We start from the raw sequence: 13940 nt of genomic DNA, 5'->3' as shown, positions 1-13940 counted from the left end.
TTCAGCATGGTGGGCGGCACTTGGAGTCGGTTTGAGGTCTGCTTGAGGTCCTACGCTGGGCTTATGGACTCGGGCCTGACGATTCGGCTGTTCGGCCCGCTGGAGGTCGACGACGCGGCGGGGCGGCGCCTCGACCTCGGGACCCGCAAGCAGCGGGCGGTGTTCGCCATGCTCGCCCTCGAACCCGGCCGGGTCGTGCCGCTCGACCGGCTCATCGAGGAGCTGTGGGCCGGGGAGGCGCCAGCCAGGGCCACGCTCGGCCTGCAGGCCTATGTCTCCCACCTGCGCCGGGTGCTCGAACCCGCGCGCCCGCCGCGCACTCCCGCGCGCGTCATCCTCACCCGTGAGCCCGGGTACGTCCTCGACGTCGCCCCCGGCCAGGTCGATCTGGCGCTGTTCGCCTCCTGGGCCGAGGACGGGCGGGCCGCGCTGGCCCGGGGCGCGGCGGCCGACGCCCGCGCGGTCCTGGACCGGGCGCTGGACCTGTGGCGGGGGGAGCCGCTCGCGGAGTTCGCCGGGCTCGGGTTCGCGCAGCCGGTGCTGGGGCGGCTGGGCGAACTGCGGGCCACCGCCCTGGAGGATCGGCTGTCGGCGCGGCTGGAACTGGGGGAGGGCGCGGCCTGCGTCCCCGACCTGGAGGCGCTGGTCGAGGAGCATCCGTACCGGGAACGGTCCTGGGGGCTGCTGGTCCTGGCGCTGTACCGGTCGGGGCGGCAGGCCGACGCGCTGGGAGCCCTGCGCAAGGCGCGCGAGCGTCTCTCGACCGACCTGGGGATCGAACCGGGCCCCGACCTCCGCCGCCTGGAAGACGCGGTCTTCGCCCAGGACCCCACCCTCACGCCCCCCTCCGCCCCGCCCGCCGTGTCCGCACCGGCGTCTCAGGCGCCTTCCACGGCTCTGGTCGCGCGGGACGCGCAACTGCGGCTCGCCGAGGAACGGCTGGCCGAGGCGCGGCGCGGGCGCGGCGGCGTGCTGCTGGTCACGGGCGAGGCGGGCATCGGCAAGACCAGGCTCGCGCAGGCCGCCGCCGCCGAGGCCGCCGCGCGCGGCTTCACCGTCGCCTGGGGCCGCTGCCTCGACGGTACGGCTCCCGCCTTCTGGCCCTGGACCCAGATCCTGCGCCCCGCCCTCTTCACCGCCCCGCGACCGGACGGCGACCCCGACACCGCCCTCTTCGACCTGTACGCCCGAGCCCGCGCCGAACTCACCGGCACCGGCGCCCCGCTCCTCGCCGTCATCGACGACCTGCACTGGGCCGATGTCTCCTCGCTGAACCTGCTGGCGTTCCTCGCCGGAGAACTCGCCCGCCACCCCGTCCTGCTGCTGGTCACCCTCCGCCCCGAACCCGGCGACCACCCGGACCGGCTCCGCGACACGCTCGGCGCCCTCGCCAGGGAACCCTCGACCGAGCGCCTGGACCTGACCCCCTTCGACGCCGCCGACATCGCCGCCTACCTCCGCGCACGCCGCCTCCACGAGGACCCCTCCCTGGTCGGCCAGCTCCTGGAACGAACCGGCGGCAACCCCTTCTACCTGGGCGAACTGCTGCGCCTGCGCGACAGCGAGGGCGGCCTGCCCGCCACGGTCCCGCCCGGCGCCCGCGACGTCATCGACCGCCGGGTCGCCCGCCTCCCCGAACCGACCCGGCAACTCCTCGGCACCGCCGCCGTCGCCGGCCGCGACGTGGACCCCGACCTCCTCGAAGCCGTCACGGGCACCCCCGCCGAACAGGTGATGTCGCTCCTCGAACCAGCCGTCGCCACCGGCCTGCTGATCGAACAGCCCGACGGCTTCGACTACCGCTTCTCCCACGCCCTGGTCCGCGACGCCCTGTACGCGGGCCTCGGCCGCCTGGCCAGAGCCAGACTCCACCTGCGCACCGGCGAGAGCCTGGCCGCCCTGCCCGGCACCGACCCGGTACGGCTCGCGCACCACTTCGCCAGGGCCGCCAAGGTCGGCGGCGCCGCCCGGGCCGTGACCCACGCCTCCGAGGCGGCCAGGCAGGCCGGTGCGCGGCTCGCCTACGCCGAGGCGGTCGAGCTGTGGGAACTGGCGCTCGGCGCGCTGGCGGCCGACGATGTGGCCGGGCGCTGTGCCGTACTCACCCGGCTCGGGCAGGCGCGGCGCACGGCCGGGGACGCCGAAGGCGCGTTCCGGGACCTGGACGAGGCCATCGGGCTGGCCAGGCGGGCGGGCGACCGGGCCGCGCTGGTGGACGCGATCACCGTGCTGGGCGGGCTCGCGGTGTGGCACTGGCGGCCGTACGGCGTGGTCGACGACGAGATGGTGGCGGTGCTGGAGGACCTGCTCGCCGGGCCCCTCGACGACCGCGACCGGGCCGCCCTGCTCGGCACCCTCGGCATGGAGCTGTACTACGGCCCGCGCCGCGCCGACGGCGAACGGCACGCGACCGAGGCGGTGCGGATCGCCAGACGGCTCGGCGACCCCCGGCTGCTGGCCCGCACCCTGAACAACTGCCTGCTCGCCGCCTGGATCCCCGGCCGCAACGCCGAACGGCTGCGGCTGGCGGAGGAGATGCTGGCCCTGCCGGGGCTGCCCGTGGCCGACCAGCTCATCGCGCGGGTGTTCCGCATGTCATGCCTGCTGCGCGCCGGAGAGCTGGCCGAATGGGACCGCGACCTGTTCCGCTGCCGGCAACTCCTCGGCGACAACCCCCGGCCGGAACTGGAGGCGATGATCCGCATCTCCGAGACCGCCCGGCGCACCGTCGAAGGCGACTGGGACCAGGCCGAGGCCCTGCTCGAGTACGGCAGGGTGCGGTACGGGGCCAGCCTCTGGGGCGCCGACTACCGCCGCCTGCTCACGCTGTACACCGTCAGACGCGGCCAAGGGCGGGTCGGGGAGATCCTCGACGAGCTCGTCACCATGGCCGACCGCCCGCTGCTGGAGCCGGTACGGCCGATCGCCGTGCTGGCCGCCCTGGACACCGGCGACGAGGACCTCGCCCGCGCGCTGATCGGCCGCTGGGGCACCGAGATCCGGGACGACTGGATCGCCGACTTCCTCGTCCCCGTCTGGGGGCTGGTGGCGGCCCGGCTGGGGGTCCCCGACCCCGAGGAGGTGTACGGCAGGCTGGCGCCGTACGCGGGGCAGCTCATCGTGGCGGGCATCGGGAGCGCCGGGTGGGGGTCGGCGCATCACGTGCTGGCGTCGCTCGCGAAGCGGATGGGGCGCGGCGACCTGGCCGAGGAGCACTTGCGGGAGGCTTTGAGCACGCACGAACGCCTGGGGCTGACCTACTGGGCCGAGCAGAGCCGCACCCTCATCCACACCTGAGCCACATCCTTGGGCCCGGGGTCGTCCACAGGCCCGGTCTGGGCCTCCTGTTTATCCACAGGCGCATTTCCGACCGCCCGCATCGCTACCGCCACCCTCGTACCATGGCCGAATGATGACTCCCTCCAGCGATCTCGAGGTCAGCGACGCGTCGCGGGTGCTGCAGCGCGTCTTCGGCTACGACTTCTTCCGGGAGGGCCAACAAGAGATCATCGAGCACGTGGTCGGCGGCGGCGACGCGCTCGTGCTGATGCCGACCGGCGGCGGCAAATCGCTCTGCTACCAGATCCCCGCCCTGGTCAGAGCCGGAGTCGGCGTGGTGATCTCGCCGCTCATCGCCCTCATGCAGGACCAGGTCGACGCACTCCTGGCGCTCGGCGTGCGCGCCGGATTCCTCAACTCCACCCAGGGCGCCGACGAGCGGCGCGCGGTGGAGGAGGCGTTCGTCGCTGGCGAGATCGACCTGCTCTACCTCGCCCCCGAACGCCTGCGCGTCGACGCCACGCTGCGCCTGCTCGACCGGGGCAAGATCTCCCTGTTCGCCATCGACGAGGCGCACTGCGTCGCCCAGTGGGGGCACGACTTCCGGCCCGACTACCTGGCGCTGTCCACCCTGCACGAGCGCTGGCCCGAGGTCCCCCGCATCGCGCTCACCGCCACCGCCACCCGTGCCACCCACGCCGAGATCGCCTCCCGGCTGGCCCTGGAGGACGCCCGGCACTTCGTCGCCAGCTTCGACCGCCCCAACATCCAGTACCGCATCGAGTCGAAGAACGAGCCCAAGCGCCAGCTCCTGCGCCTGCTGAAGGGGGAGCACGAGGGCGACGCGGGCATCGTCTACTGCCTGTCCAGGGCGTCGGTGGAGAAGATCGCCGCGTTCCTGGTGGACAACGGCATCGACGCGCTGCCGTACCACGCGGGCCTCGACGCCCGTACCCGCGCCACCAACCAGTCCCGCTTCCTGCGGGAGGACGGCCTGGTGATGGTCGCCACCATCGCCTTCGGCATGGGCATCGACAAACCGGACGTGCGCTTCGTCGCCCACCTCGACCTCCCCAAGTCCGTCGAGGGCTACTACCAGGAGACCGGCCGCGCCGGCCGCGACGGACTGCCGTCCACGGCCTGGCTGGCGTACGGCCTGCAGGACGTCGTCCAGCAACGCCGCATGATCGACACCTCCGAGGGCGACGACGCCCACCGCCGCCGCCTGGCCGCCCACCTGGAGGCCATGCTCGCGCTCTGCGAGACGGTCGACTGCCGTCGCGTGCGCATCCTCGCCTACTTCGGCCAGGAGGGCGCCCCCTGCGGCAACTGCGACACCTGCCTGACCCCGCCCCAGTCCTGGGACGGCACGGTCCCCGCCCAGAAACTCCTGTCCACCGTGCTCCGCCTGCGCCGCGAACGCCGGCAGAGCTTCGGCGCCGGCCAGCTCATCGACATCCTCCTCGGCAAACAGACCGAGAAGGTCCTGCAGCACGACCACGCGTCCCTGACGGTCTTCGGCATCGGCACCGAACTCACCGAAACCGAATGGCGCGGCGTCGTCCGCCAGCTCCTCGCCCAGGGCCTGCTCTCCGTCGAAGGCGACTACGGCACCCTCGCCCTCACCGACGCCAGCGCCGACGTCCTACGCGGCCAACGCCAGGTCCCCTTCCGCCGCGAACCAGAACGCACCCGCCCCCCCAAGCCCGCCAAGACCACCAAATCCGGCAAGCCCGCCCCCACCGACCTCACTCCCGAAGCGCTCCCCGTCTTCGAGGCCCTGCGCGCCTGGCGCGGCGCCACCGCCAAGGAACAGGGCGTCCCCGCCTACGTCATCTTCCACGACGCCACCCTGCGCGAAATCGCCGCCACCCTCCCCACCACCTTGGACGCCCTCTCCACCATCAGCGGCGTCGGCGAAAACAAACTCACCAAATACGGCCAACAGGTCCTCGACACCCTCCAGCAACTCAACGAACCGACCTGATTCACCGCCTCGGCGACACTCCCGCTCTCCGGTGTGACAACTGGCCACAAGCGTATGCCCAGAGTGAGATATCGGTCACAGTCCGTAGGGTTGATTGATAGCGTGTCCGAGTGGCTGAGTCCTTCCCGGTGGTCGACGTGACGGAGTGGGAAGTCCACCTGTACGAGGTGGACGGTTTGGAAGAGAAGATCTGGCTGGCCGAACCAGGCACGGACCGTAAGGCGCTGTTCAAGCCGAATCTCCGACACGACAATGCGCAGCAGGCGGATCACTGGCCGGAGAAGCTCGCTTCTGAGATCGCCGGGTTGCTCGGCGTTCCCGCGGCATTCATCGATCTTGCGGTTCGGGAGGGGCGGCGGGGGTGCCTGTCCTACGACGTGAAGCCTGACGGCTGGCAGTTACAGCCGGGGTGGCTGCTGCTGGCCCAACTGCTCGGAGAGCACGATCCGATGGACAGAGAGCATCGCGGACACACGTTGTCCAACATTTTCAAGGTCCTAGAGGGCTATGCCCCGCCTCCAGGATTCACGGGGCCGGCGAGTTTCACCGCGTTCGGCGTGTTCATCGGCTATGTGGCCTTCGACGCGTTGATCGCGAACCGTGACCGGCACCCTGCGAACTGGTCGGTGCTACTTGGCCCGGGAGAGGACGACCAGAGGTTGGCGCCGTCGTACGATCACGCGACCAGCCTGGGGTTCAGCCTTACGGACGTCGTCCGCTTACGGAAGCTCGGTAATGAGAGGGAGTGGGAGGCCTTTCTCCGAAAAGGCACCGCCCACCGCTTTGAAGGGGGCCGGAAGCTGCCCCTTACGGACTTCGCAAGAGAGGCCCTCGAGGTAGCCGATGCCGAAGTTCGCGGATACTGGCTTGACCGGGTGGATGCCTGCACGAAAGATCAAATAGTCGACCTGGCCGGATCCGTTTCGGAAATGTCTGATGTGGCACGTACGTTCGCGATGGAACTGGTGGACGCGAACAGGAGGAGGCTGCTCGATGGCTAGTTCAGCTCAGACCTCGCCCTTGCGTGCGCGCGAAACCGCGGGGCCGCCTCGGCTGCTGGTCGCGTGGCAGGATTCGGGTTCCCGCAGAATCGTCCCCGTCGGTTTTCTGGAGAAGGTGGACGGTGGGTTCGCGTTTGCCTACCTGCGTCGGGTGATGGACATGCCGGGCTTCCGGCCGTTGCTCGGCTTCCCGGATCTTGAGCGCCGTTATGTGTCGCCCATGCTGTTCCCGCTCTTCAGGCAGCGCTTGATGGACTCGCGACGGCCCGACTACCACCGTTATCTGATGGTTCTAGGGCTCCCAGACGACGCGCCTGCGCTGGTGGTGCTGGGCCGGTCGGGTGGGCGCAGGGCCGGTGACTCGATTCTTCTGCTGCCCGAGCCGCGGATCGACGCCGACGGCCGGACGACCTCGGTTTTCTTCGTTCACGGAGTCAGGCACAAGTCGGGAGCCGAGTCCCGGATCTCGTCCCTGCGCGAAGGGGACGTGCTCGACGTACGCGATGACTCGTCGAATCCCGTCAATCATCGTGCGCTGCTGGTCACCAGCGACGGTGCCGAGCTCGGCTGGGTTCCCGACCTCCTCCTCGACTACGTCCATCATGTCCGCGAGGGCGGTGACATGGTCGTACAAGTCGCTCAGGTGAATGGGCCCGAAGTGCCGCCCAACCTGCGGCTCAGGGTCCGGCTGGAAGGTTTGGTGCCGCCGGGCTACCTGCCTTTTCGCGGTGCCGACTGGGCATCCTTGGCCTGACGGGAGGTGTTCTCGTCGGTCAAGCCCGCGGCGGCGGTGATTCGCTGGCGCATGGGGCGGTGGTGGAGGGCCGTGAGGGCTTCGTCGATGAGTGTGCTCAAGGGGTAGGAGAGTTCGGCCTCGAACTCGGCGGCCGCGGTGGCGGTGGCCGTCCATTCGAGGTCCAGGGTGGGGAGCAGGCGTTCGGCGGTGGGGGTGAGGGTGACGATGCGCTGGCGGGCGTCGTCGCCGGGGGTGAGGGAGACGAGGTTCTCCCTGGCCAGGTGGGCCACGGTCTGGCTGGCCGCGGAGTGGGTGACGCCGATGGCACGGGCCAGGTCGCGGATGGAGGCCGGGCCTGAGGCGGCCAGCGCTCGGATGATCGGGGTGAAGCGGGGGCGGAAGCCGTCCAGGCCGAGGTCGGTGTAGATCGAGGCGACGTCGCCGTCCAGCAGGTCGAGCAGGTGCCGCAGGCGGGTGCCGAGGAGTTCTGGTCCTTGAGAGGGTGCAGCCATGCCCATAATGTAACAGCGCTGTTGGATTTTTCGGGAAAGGACGCCTGGACATGGCTGAGTTCTATCCGCTCGTCGAGCCGTACGACCGCGGGATGCTGGACACCGGTGACGGCAACCTCGTCTACTGGGAGGTCGGCGGGAATCCGGAGGGGAAGCCCGCCGTCGTCGTCCACGGAGGGCCGGGGTCGGGGTGTTCGCAGCGTAATCGGCGCTACTTCGACCCCGAGCGGTACAAGGTCATCCTGTTCGACCAGCGCGGGTGTGGCCGGAGTACGCCGCACGCCGGTGACCCCGCGACGGACATGAGCCTCAACACCACCCACCACCTGATCGCGGACATGGAGCGGTTGCGCGAGCACCTCGGCGTCGAGCGGTGGCTGCTCTTCGGCGGCTCGTGGGGTTCCACACTGATCCTCGCGTACGCCGAGCGGCATCCCGAACGCGTGTCGGAGATCGTCATCTGCGGCGTCACCAACAGCCGGCGAGCAGAGATCGACTGGCTCTACCACGGCGTCGGCCGCTTCTTCCCGGAACAGTGGGCCCGCTTCCAGGCCAACGCCTCACCGGCCGGCCAAGGCGGTGGACCCACCTGGGAGGAGGCCGGTGGCCGAGGCGGGGCCGGGGGGCGGCTGGCGGCGGCCTACGCGCGGTTGATGGCGGACGCCGATCCCGCCGTGCGGAACAAGGCCGCCGTGGACTGGTGTACCTGGGAGGACGCGGTGGTCTCGATGGAGCCCAACGCCGCGCCGACCCCGTACGGGAACACCCCGCCCAGGGAGATGCTGGCGTTCGTCAGGATCGCCGCGCACTACTTCGCGCACGGCGCCTGGCTGGAGGAGGGCGCGCTGCTGCGCGACGCCGGGCGTCTCGCGGGCATCCCCGGCATCCTGATCCACGGCCGTCTCGACCTGAGCAGTCCACTCGAAACCGCCTGGCGCCTCATCCACGCCTGGCCCGACGCGCGCCTGCACGTGGTCGACGACTCGGGCCACATGGGCAGCGACGGCATGCGCGACCTGATCCGCACCTCCCTGGACGAGTTCGCCCAGAAATGACCCCTGTGGATCTACAACATCGAGCCCGACGTGCGCAGGTGGGGCCTGTTCCAGTTTCACCGACCTGGAGGTCTACCGCGCCAACGCCACCCAGGCGATGGCCCTCGACCCGAAGTCGGTCCTGAAAGGGTGAATCCTTTCGCGGTGTGGGGGCCTCTTATGGAGTGGACGGTTATGCGGGTGAGGAGATGCGGATGAGTGACGCCACGATGCCGACTGTGCGGCAGGCACTCTTCAGGACTTCGCGACGGCAAGGGCACGGACGTGGCTGACCCCGGCTGGGCGAGCACGCAGCTCATCGAGGCCGCACAGGCTGGTGATCGCGAGTCGATCGCTGCGGTGGTCGACGGTGCCCACCCTCACGTGCGACGCTTCGCGGCTCATCTTTGTGCGTCCCCACAGGATGCCGAGGACGCCGCGCAGGAAGCGCTGATCATCCTCTATCGGAAGATCGGCTCACTGCGCGCCACCGGGGCGCTGGCATCGTGGATGTTCCGAATCGTCCGGAACGAATGCCTGCGCCGTGCCCGGCTGCTTGTCGACCGCTATGACGAGGCCGGTACCGGCCTGGCGACGTCGGCCGAGGACGAGGTCATCCGGCGTCTGGAAGCCGAGCTCGTCGCACAAGCGATCAGGGAGCTGCCGGACGTTCAGCGCAGAGTACTGATCATGCGGGATGTCTTGGGCTATCCGGGGCGGAGGGTCGCAGAGTCGCTCGGCCTGAGCAACGCCGCGATGAAGTCCCAGCTACACCGGGCCCGTGGCAGGGTCCGGCTCAGCCTGGACGGCAAGACCGACGCCCCAGGCGGCCCGCCCGAACGCGGAGCCGCCAGCGCCTGACCTGAGCAGACCGTATTTCGACAGCCCGAGTTCGAAGGAGAGTTCCGCCATGCTTGAAACCGGATCGCCCGCGCCCGACGTGGTGCTGGAAGACACCGACGGCAAGACCGTCCGCGTGTCCGACTACCAAGGCCATCATGCCGTGCTGATCTATTTCATGCGTGCGACGTCATGCCCGGTCTGCTACATGCACGTCCAGGACCTCATCCGGCGCCGCGACGAGTTCGCGGCCGGCAAAGTCCAGGTGCTTGTCGCGGTTCCCGAGGACCGCCAAGCGGCGGCCGCGTGGAAGGCCAAGCGCCAGGTCCCGTTCCCCGTCCTCGTCGGCCGCCACGCCACCCCGCACGAAGTGATCGGCCTGAGCAGAAAGGTCTTCGGCTCGCTGCAGCAGTCGGGCAGCATCCTCATTGATTCCCAGGGCATCGTCCGCCACGCCCACGGCGCCACCATGCCCACCAGCGGCTACCAAAAGAAGGCGATCACCGCCGCCGTCCAGGCCCTCCGCACCTGATTGAAGGGCGATCTTTCGAGGGAACGGAGTCGTCGAGCGTGGTGAGCGCGACGGCCTAGAGGCGCGCAGGTTGATGACGGCTTGGACGATACGCCCGGCCGGCAAACGGGGTGCGGGGTTGAGGAGATTAGCCGGGTTCGGGGAGGTGGGTCGCGCGGGTCTCCAGGTAGTGGCGTTCGGGGAGGCTGGTGGTGAGGCGGGCGGCCGTACGGTAGCCCTCGCGGGCGGCGGCGAGGTCGCCGGACATCTCCAGCAGGTGCGCCCTGACCGCTTCGAGCCGATGATGCCCCGCCAGCCGCTCGTCCCCGGCCAGCGCGTCGAGAGCGTCCAGCCCGGCCTCAGGGCCCTTGGCCATCGCGATCGCCACCGCGTGGTTGAGCGTCACCATGGGGTTGGGCGCGATGTGCTCCAGCAGCTGGTACAGCGCGACGATCTGCGGCCAGTCGGTGTCGGCGGCCTCCCGCGCCTCCGCGTGCACGGCCGCGATCGCCGCCTGAAGCTGGTACGGCCCCAGCGACGCCCCGGTCAGCGCCTCGGTGACCAGCGACAGGCCCTCCCGGATGGACTCCCGATCCCACAGCCGCCGGTCCTGCTCGGCCAGCGGTACCAGGGTGCCGTCGGCCCCGGTGCGCGCCGGCCGCCGCGCGTCGGTGAGCAGCATGAGCGCGAGCAGCCCGCCCACCTCCCCGTCGTCGGGCAGCAGCCGCCGTACCATGCGGGTCAGCCGGATCGCCTCGGCGGTCAGCTCGGCGCTGTGCAGGTCGGGCCCCGAGGTCGAGGTGTATCCCTCGTTGAAGATCAGGTACAGCGTGTGCAGGACGACCGCGAGCCGTTCGGCCCGCTCGGACTCCTCCGGCAGCGCGAACGGGATGCCGGTGGTCTTGATGCGCTGCTTGGCCCTGCTGATCCGCTGCCCCATGGTCGTCTCGGGCACGAGGAAGGCGCGGGCGATCTGCGCGGTGCTCAGCCCGCCGACGGCGCGCAGGGTGAGCGCGACCTGGGAGGGCGCCGACAGCGCGGGGTGGCAGCACAGGAAGAGCAGGGTGAGGGTGTCGTCGTGGTCGCGCGCATCCGTCTCGTCGGCGGGCGGCGCGTGCGGCTCCTCCATGGACGCGGCGGTGACCTCCCGGCGCGCCCGGGCCTGCTCGCTGCGCCACTGGTCGGTCATCCGGCGCCCGGCCACGGTGATCAGCCACCCGGCGGGACTGTCCGGCACGCCCTGCGCGGGCCACTGTACGGCAGCCGCCAGCAGCGCCTCCTGCACCGCGTCCTCGCACGCGTCGAAATGCCCGTAACGCCGCGCGAGCGCGCCCAGCACCTGAGGTGTCAGCTCCCGCAAAAGCTCGTCGATCCGCACGCCCCATGCCTACCACAAGCCATCTCACAGCACCCTGAACTGGAGAAACCACCTATCCCAGCACCTGGACGAGCCGGGCCGCCTCCCGCACCATCCGGCTGGACCCCTTGCGCGCCGCGAGCCCCGCCAGCCCGGGAATCGGCGCGGCGGCACCGGGCGGAACGGTGGCGACCCCGAGCGCGAGGAGATCCGCCAGCCCGCTCCTCGCCCGCTCGCCCTCGGCGGGCACCAGATGCGGGATCGCCGCGGCGACGACCTCCCACACCTGCCGCCCCGCCCCCAGCCGCGCCGCCTCCGTGAGCGAGGGCAGCACCCGGCTGAGCGTGACCATCTCCTGGCGCACCAGCCGGCCAAGCTGCTCGCCGAGCTCCGTGCCCGGCAGCGCCCCGCCCGCGGCCAGCGCGAGCAGCACCTCCAGGGCGGCGGTACGGCCTGCCGGGTCCTCGTCGTTCAGATGGAAGGCCAGCATGACCGCCGACGCGGCCCCCAGCGGCCCCTCCGCCCCGGCCAGCCGGACCAGGTGTTCGCGGTTGGGGCTGCGCTCGGGCCAGTCCCAGCTGTAGTGCTGCAGCAGGTACCCGGCGGCGACCTCGCGATGCGACGGCAGCACCCCCGGCCACCAGTCCAGGCACCCGCCGCCCGCCCTGAGGTACTTCCGCGGGTCGCTGAAGAGCAGGTCGATGAGGTCGAGACCGGTCGGCGGCGCCGACACGAACGGCACGAACCGGGGATCACCGCAGGAGTAGCGCGGCGGCCCGTCGTCGAACCAGCGCTCCGCCGCCCCGTCGTTGTACTTGTCCCTGACCGTCACGACCGGGACCACCTCCTCCCCGCCCAGCCATCGCGCCACCAGCCGCCCCGCCGGAGAGGTCAGCCGTGCGTCCACCGGCGGCATGGCCGTGCGCGGGATCCGGAGCAGCGCCTGCTGCAGGTCGGCGTCCAGCGGGGTACCGCCCGCCGCCTCCACGCGGTGCAGGCGGTCGACCAGCACGGCGGGGTCGACGTGGCCGCTCGCGCTGGTCGGCGTGGCCAGCAGCACCGGCGGCAGCGTGTCCGACAGGGCCGCGTCCAGCACCTCCGCCATCCGCCGCAGCACCATCACATGCGGCGCCGAGACCGAGTCCGGCCCCGGGAGGGCGGGCGGCGAGGGCCGATCGCCGAGGACCGCCCGCAAGGTCATCCACAGCCAGGTCATCGGGTTGGTCGGATAGACGGATGCGTCCTGGGGCGGCGGGATCAGCGCCGCGCGCACCGCCTCACGGTCGCGGTGGGCCAGCTCGACCAGCCCCGCCAGCAATCTCTCGACCGGCAACCAGCCGGGGTTGCCGAACGGGGCGGCGGCCCGCCCGAACTCGGCGGCCAACTCGTCGACTGTGTGGATCGGCGGCAGCAGTTCGGCCTGCGGGAGAACAGGGGCGACCAGCACGACCGCGTCCTCGGCCGCAGGTTCGCCGCCGGGGCCGAGGTGCGGGGAGGCCAGGCCGTCGAGGCGGGCGCGGAGGTCCCGGGGGAGGTGGGGGATCGCTTCGAGGATCGGGGCGAGGTCCAGCCGGGTGGAGTGCTTGAGCGTGAGCCGTACCGCTCGGTCCTGGAGGTCGGAGCTCTCGTGGCCGAAGGCCAGGGCCAGCGCGGCGGACGTCTCGGCGAGACGGTCCGGGGCCAGGCGGGCCAGCTGGTCGATCCAGGAGAGCCCGGCGCGGACCAGCTTCTTCTCCGGCCGCATCATCAGCGCCTCCACCGCCTCTGCGAGCTCGGTGGGTACGGGCAGCTCGCGGACGTGGCCGAGGGCGAGCTCGGCGACCGTGCCGGGTGCGGCGGGCAGCAGGCGCAGGTAGTCGACGGCGTGCCGGTCCAGCTCGGCGGGATCGGGGGCGAGGGCCTGGTGGAGCCGTACGAAGAAGCGCAGCTCCAGCGCGGTGCCGCCGCGCAGGAAACGGCCCACACAGCCGTCGAGCAGCATGCTCCGGTCGACGCGTCCCCGCTCGCACAGCGTACGCAGAGCGCCGAGCCAGCCATCGGGGTCGGCGGGATCGCTCTCCCACTGCAGCACCTCGCCGACACCCTGCGCGTGAAAGAGCCGCGGCAGCAACGCGTCGAACAGCGGATCGGCGCTCAGCACCTCAGCCAGGCCTCGCCTCTCGGCCGTCTCGGCTGCCGCCGCGACCCAAGCCGTGATGAAGCCGTCGTCGGTCGGCGGGGTGATGCCGGTCTCGCGGACGAGGATGGCGGTGAGCTGGTAACTGGGGCCCCGCCCGCGCAGCCGGGCGGCCAGGGCGGCGGCCAACTTGGCCTGCCAGGCGGGCGGCCGGGCACGGACCAGCCCGAGCAGCCGGACGGTGTCGTCGACCGCCTCATCGGCACCGACCAGGCCCCGCCGGGTGAGCCAGGCGGCGAGCGTGGACGCACTCGCCATCGTCGCGGCCCCCGCCGCGCGTAACGCCTCCGCGCTGTCCCCCGCCCCACGCCAGGAGTCGTAACGCATCCTGACCTCCCGAAGATGCCCGGGAAGCCGTTTGGCGACCTCCCGCTTGGCAACCTCGTCAAGAGCACCCACCACCCCGGCCACCCCGTCGGCGTCACCCTTGTCGATCAGCTCACGAACGTCATCCCAAGAAATCATGCTCGGGACGGTATCCACTCCCACCGACAGTCAGGCGGTCGT

General features: G+C 71.3%; 10 protein-coding genes. 7 read left to right on the top strand and 3 right to left on the bottom strand.

The window, feature by feature from the left end; all coding sequences use genetic code 11:
• Positions 1-63: 63 nt before the first annotated feature.
• From ABZ911_RS21745 to ABZ911_RS21730, 4 genes are all read left to right on the top strand, one after another.
• On the top strand, positions 64-3297 hold the full coding sequence (locus tag ABZ911_RS21745) for a BTAD domain-containing putative transcriptional regulator (protein WP_358058460.1): 3234 nt from the start codon (positions 64-66) through the stop codon (positions 3295-3297).
• 112 nt (positions 3298-3409) lie between these two features.
• Complete coding sequence (gene recQ, locus ABZ911_RS21740) at positions 3410-5266, top strand: DNA helicase RecQ (protein WP_358058457.1); 1857 nt, start codon at positions 3410-3412, stop codon at positions 5264-5266.
• Between the two features lie 110 nt (positions 5267-5376).
• Complete coding sequence (locus tag ABZ911_RS21735; RefSeq protein WP_358058454.1) at positions 5377-6267, top strand: HipA domain-containing protein; 891 nt, start codon at positions 5377-5379, stop codon at positions 6265-6267.
• Positions 6260-7021, top strand: a complete 762-nt coding sequence (locus ABZ911_RS21730; RefSeq protein WP_358058451.1) for a hypothetical protein — start codon at positions 6260-6262, stop codon at positions 7019-7021. The genes ABZ911_RS21735 and ABZ911_RS21730 overlap by 8 nt, the downstream gene beginning before the upstream one ends.
• On the opposite strand, the gene ABZ911_RS21725 is transcribed toward ABZ911_RS21730, so the two are convergent.
• Positions 6979-7515, bottom strand: coding sequence for a helix-turn-helix domain-containing protein (locus ABZ911_RS21725; protein ID WP_358058448.1), 537 nt, complete (start codon positions 7513-7515; stop codon positions 6979-6981). The genes ABZ911_RS21730 and ABZ911_RS21725 overlap by 43 nt on opposite strands.
• 50 nt (positions 7516-7565) lie before the next feature.
• Between ABZ911_RS21725 and pip the strand changes: the two genes are divergently transcribed.
• From pip to ABZ911_RS21710, 3 genes are all read left to right on the top strand, one after another.
• Positions 7566-8570 carry a prolyl aminopeptidase gene (gene pip / locus ABZ911_RS21720; RefSeq protein ID WP_358058445.1) on the top strand — a complete coding sequence of 335 codons (1005 nt, stop codon included), beginning with the start codon at positions 7566-7568 and terminating at the stop codon, positions 8568-8570.
• Between the two features lie 264 nt (positions 8571-8834).
• Positions 8835-9410 (top strand): RNA polymerase sigma factor, encoded by a 576-nt coding sequence (locus ABZ911_RS21715; protein WP_358058442.1) that lies wholly within the window; start codon positions 8835-8837, stop codon positions 9408-9410.
• A gap of 49 nt (positions 9411-9459) precedes the next feature.
• Positions 9460-9921, top strand: a complete 462-nt coding sequence (locus tag ABZ911_RS21710; protein WP_358058439.1) for a peroxiredoxin family protein — start codon at positions 9460-9462, stop codon at positions 9919-9921.
• 127 nt (positions 9922-10048) lie between these two features.
• Here the strand turns inward: ABZ911_RS21710 and ABZ911_RS21705 are convergent, their stop codons facing one another.
• Entirely contained in the window at positions 10049-11278 is a 1230-nt protein-coding gene (locus ABZ911_RS21705) for a sigma-70 family RNA polymerase sigma factor (protein WP_358058436.1), read from the bottom strand.
• A 52-nt stretch (positions 11279-11330) separates the two neighbouring features.
• Positions 11331-13898: a DUF6493 family protein gene (locus ABZ911_RS21700; RefSeq protein WP_358058433.1), complete on the bottom strand. Its 2568-nt coding sequence runs from the start codon at positions 13896-13898 to the stop codon at positions 11331-11333.
• Positions 13899-13940 lie beyond the last annotated feature (42 nt).

It is taken from the genome of Nonomuraea sp. NPDC046570 (genome assembly GCF_040645915.1).
Lineage (GTDB): Bacteria > Actinomycetota > Actinomycetes > Streptosporangiales > Streptosporangiaceae > Nonomuraea.
This window is presented reverse-complemented; position numbering and strand designations above follow the sequence as displayed.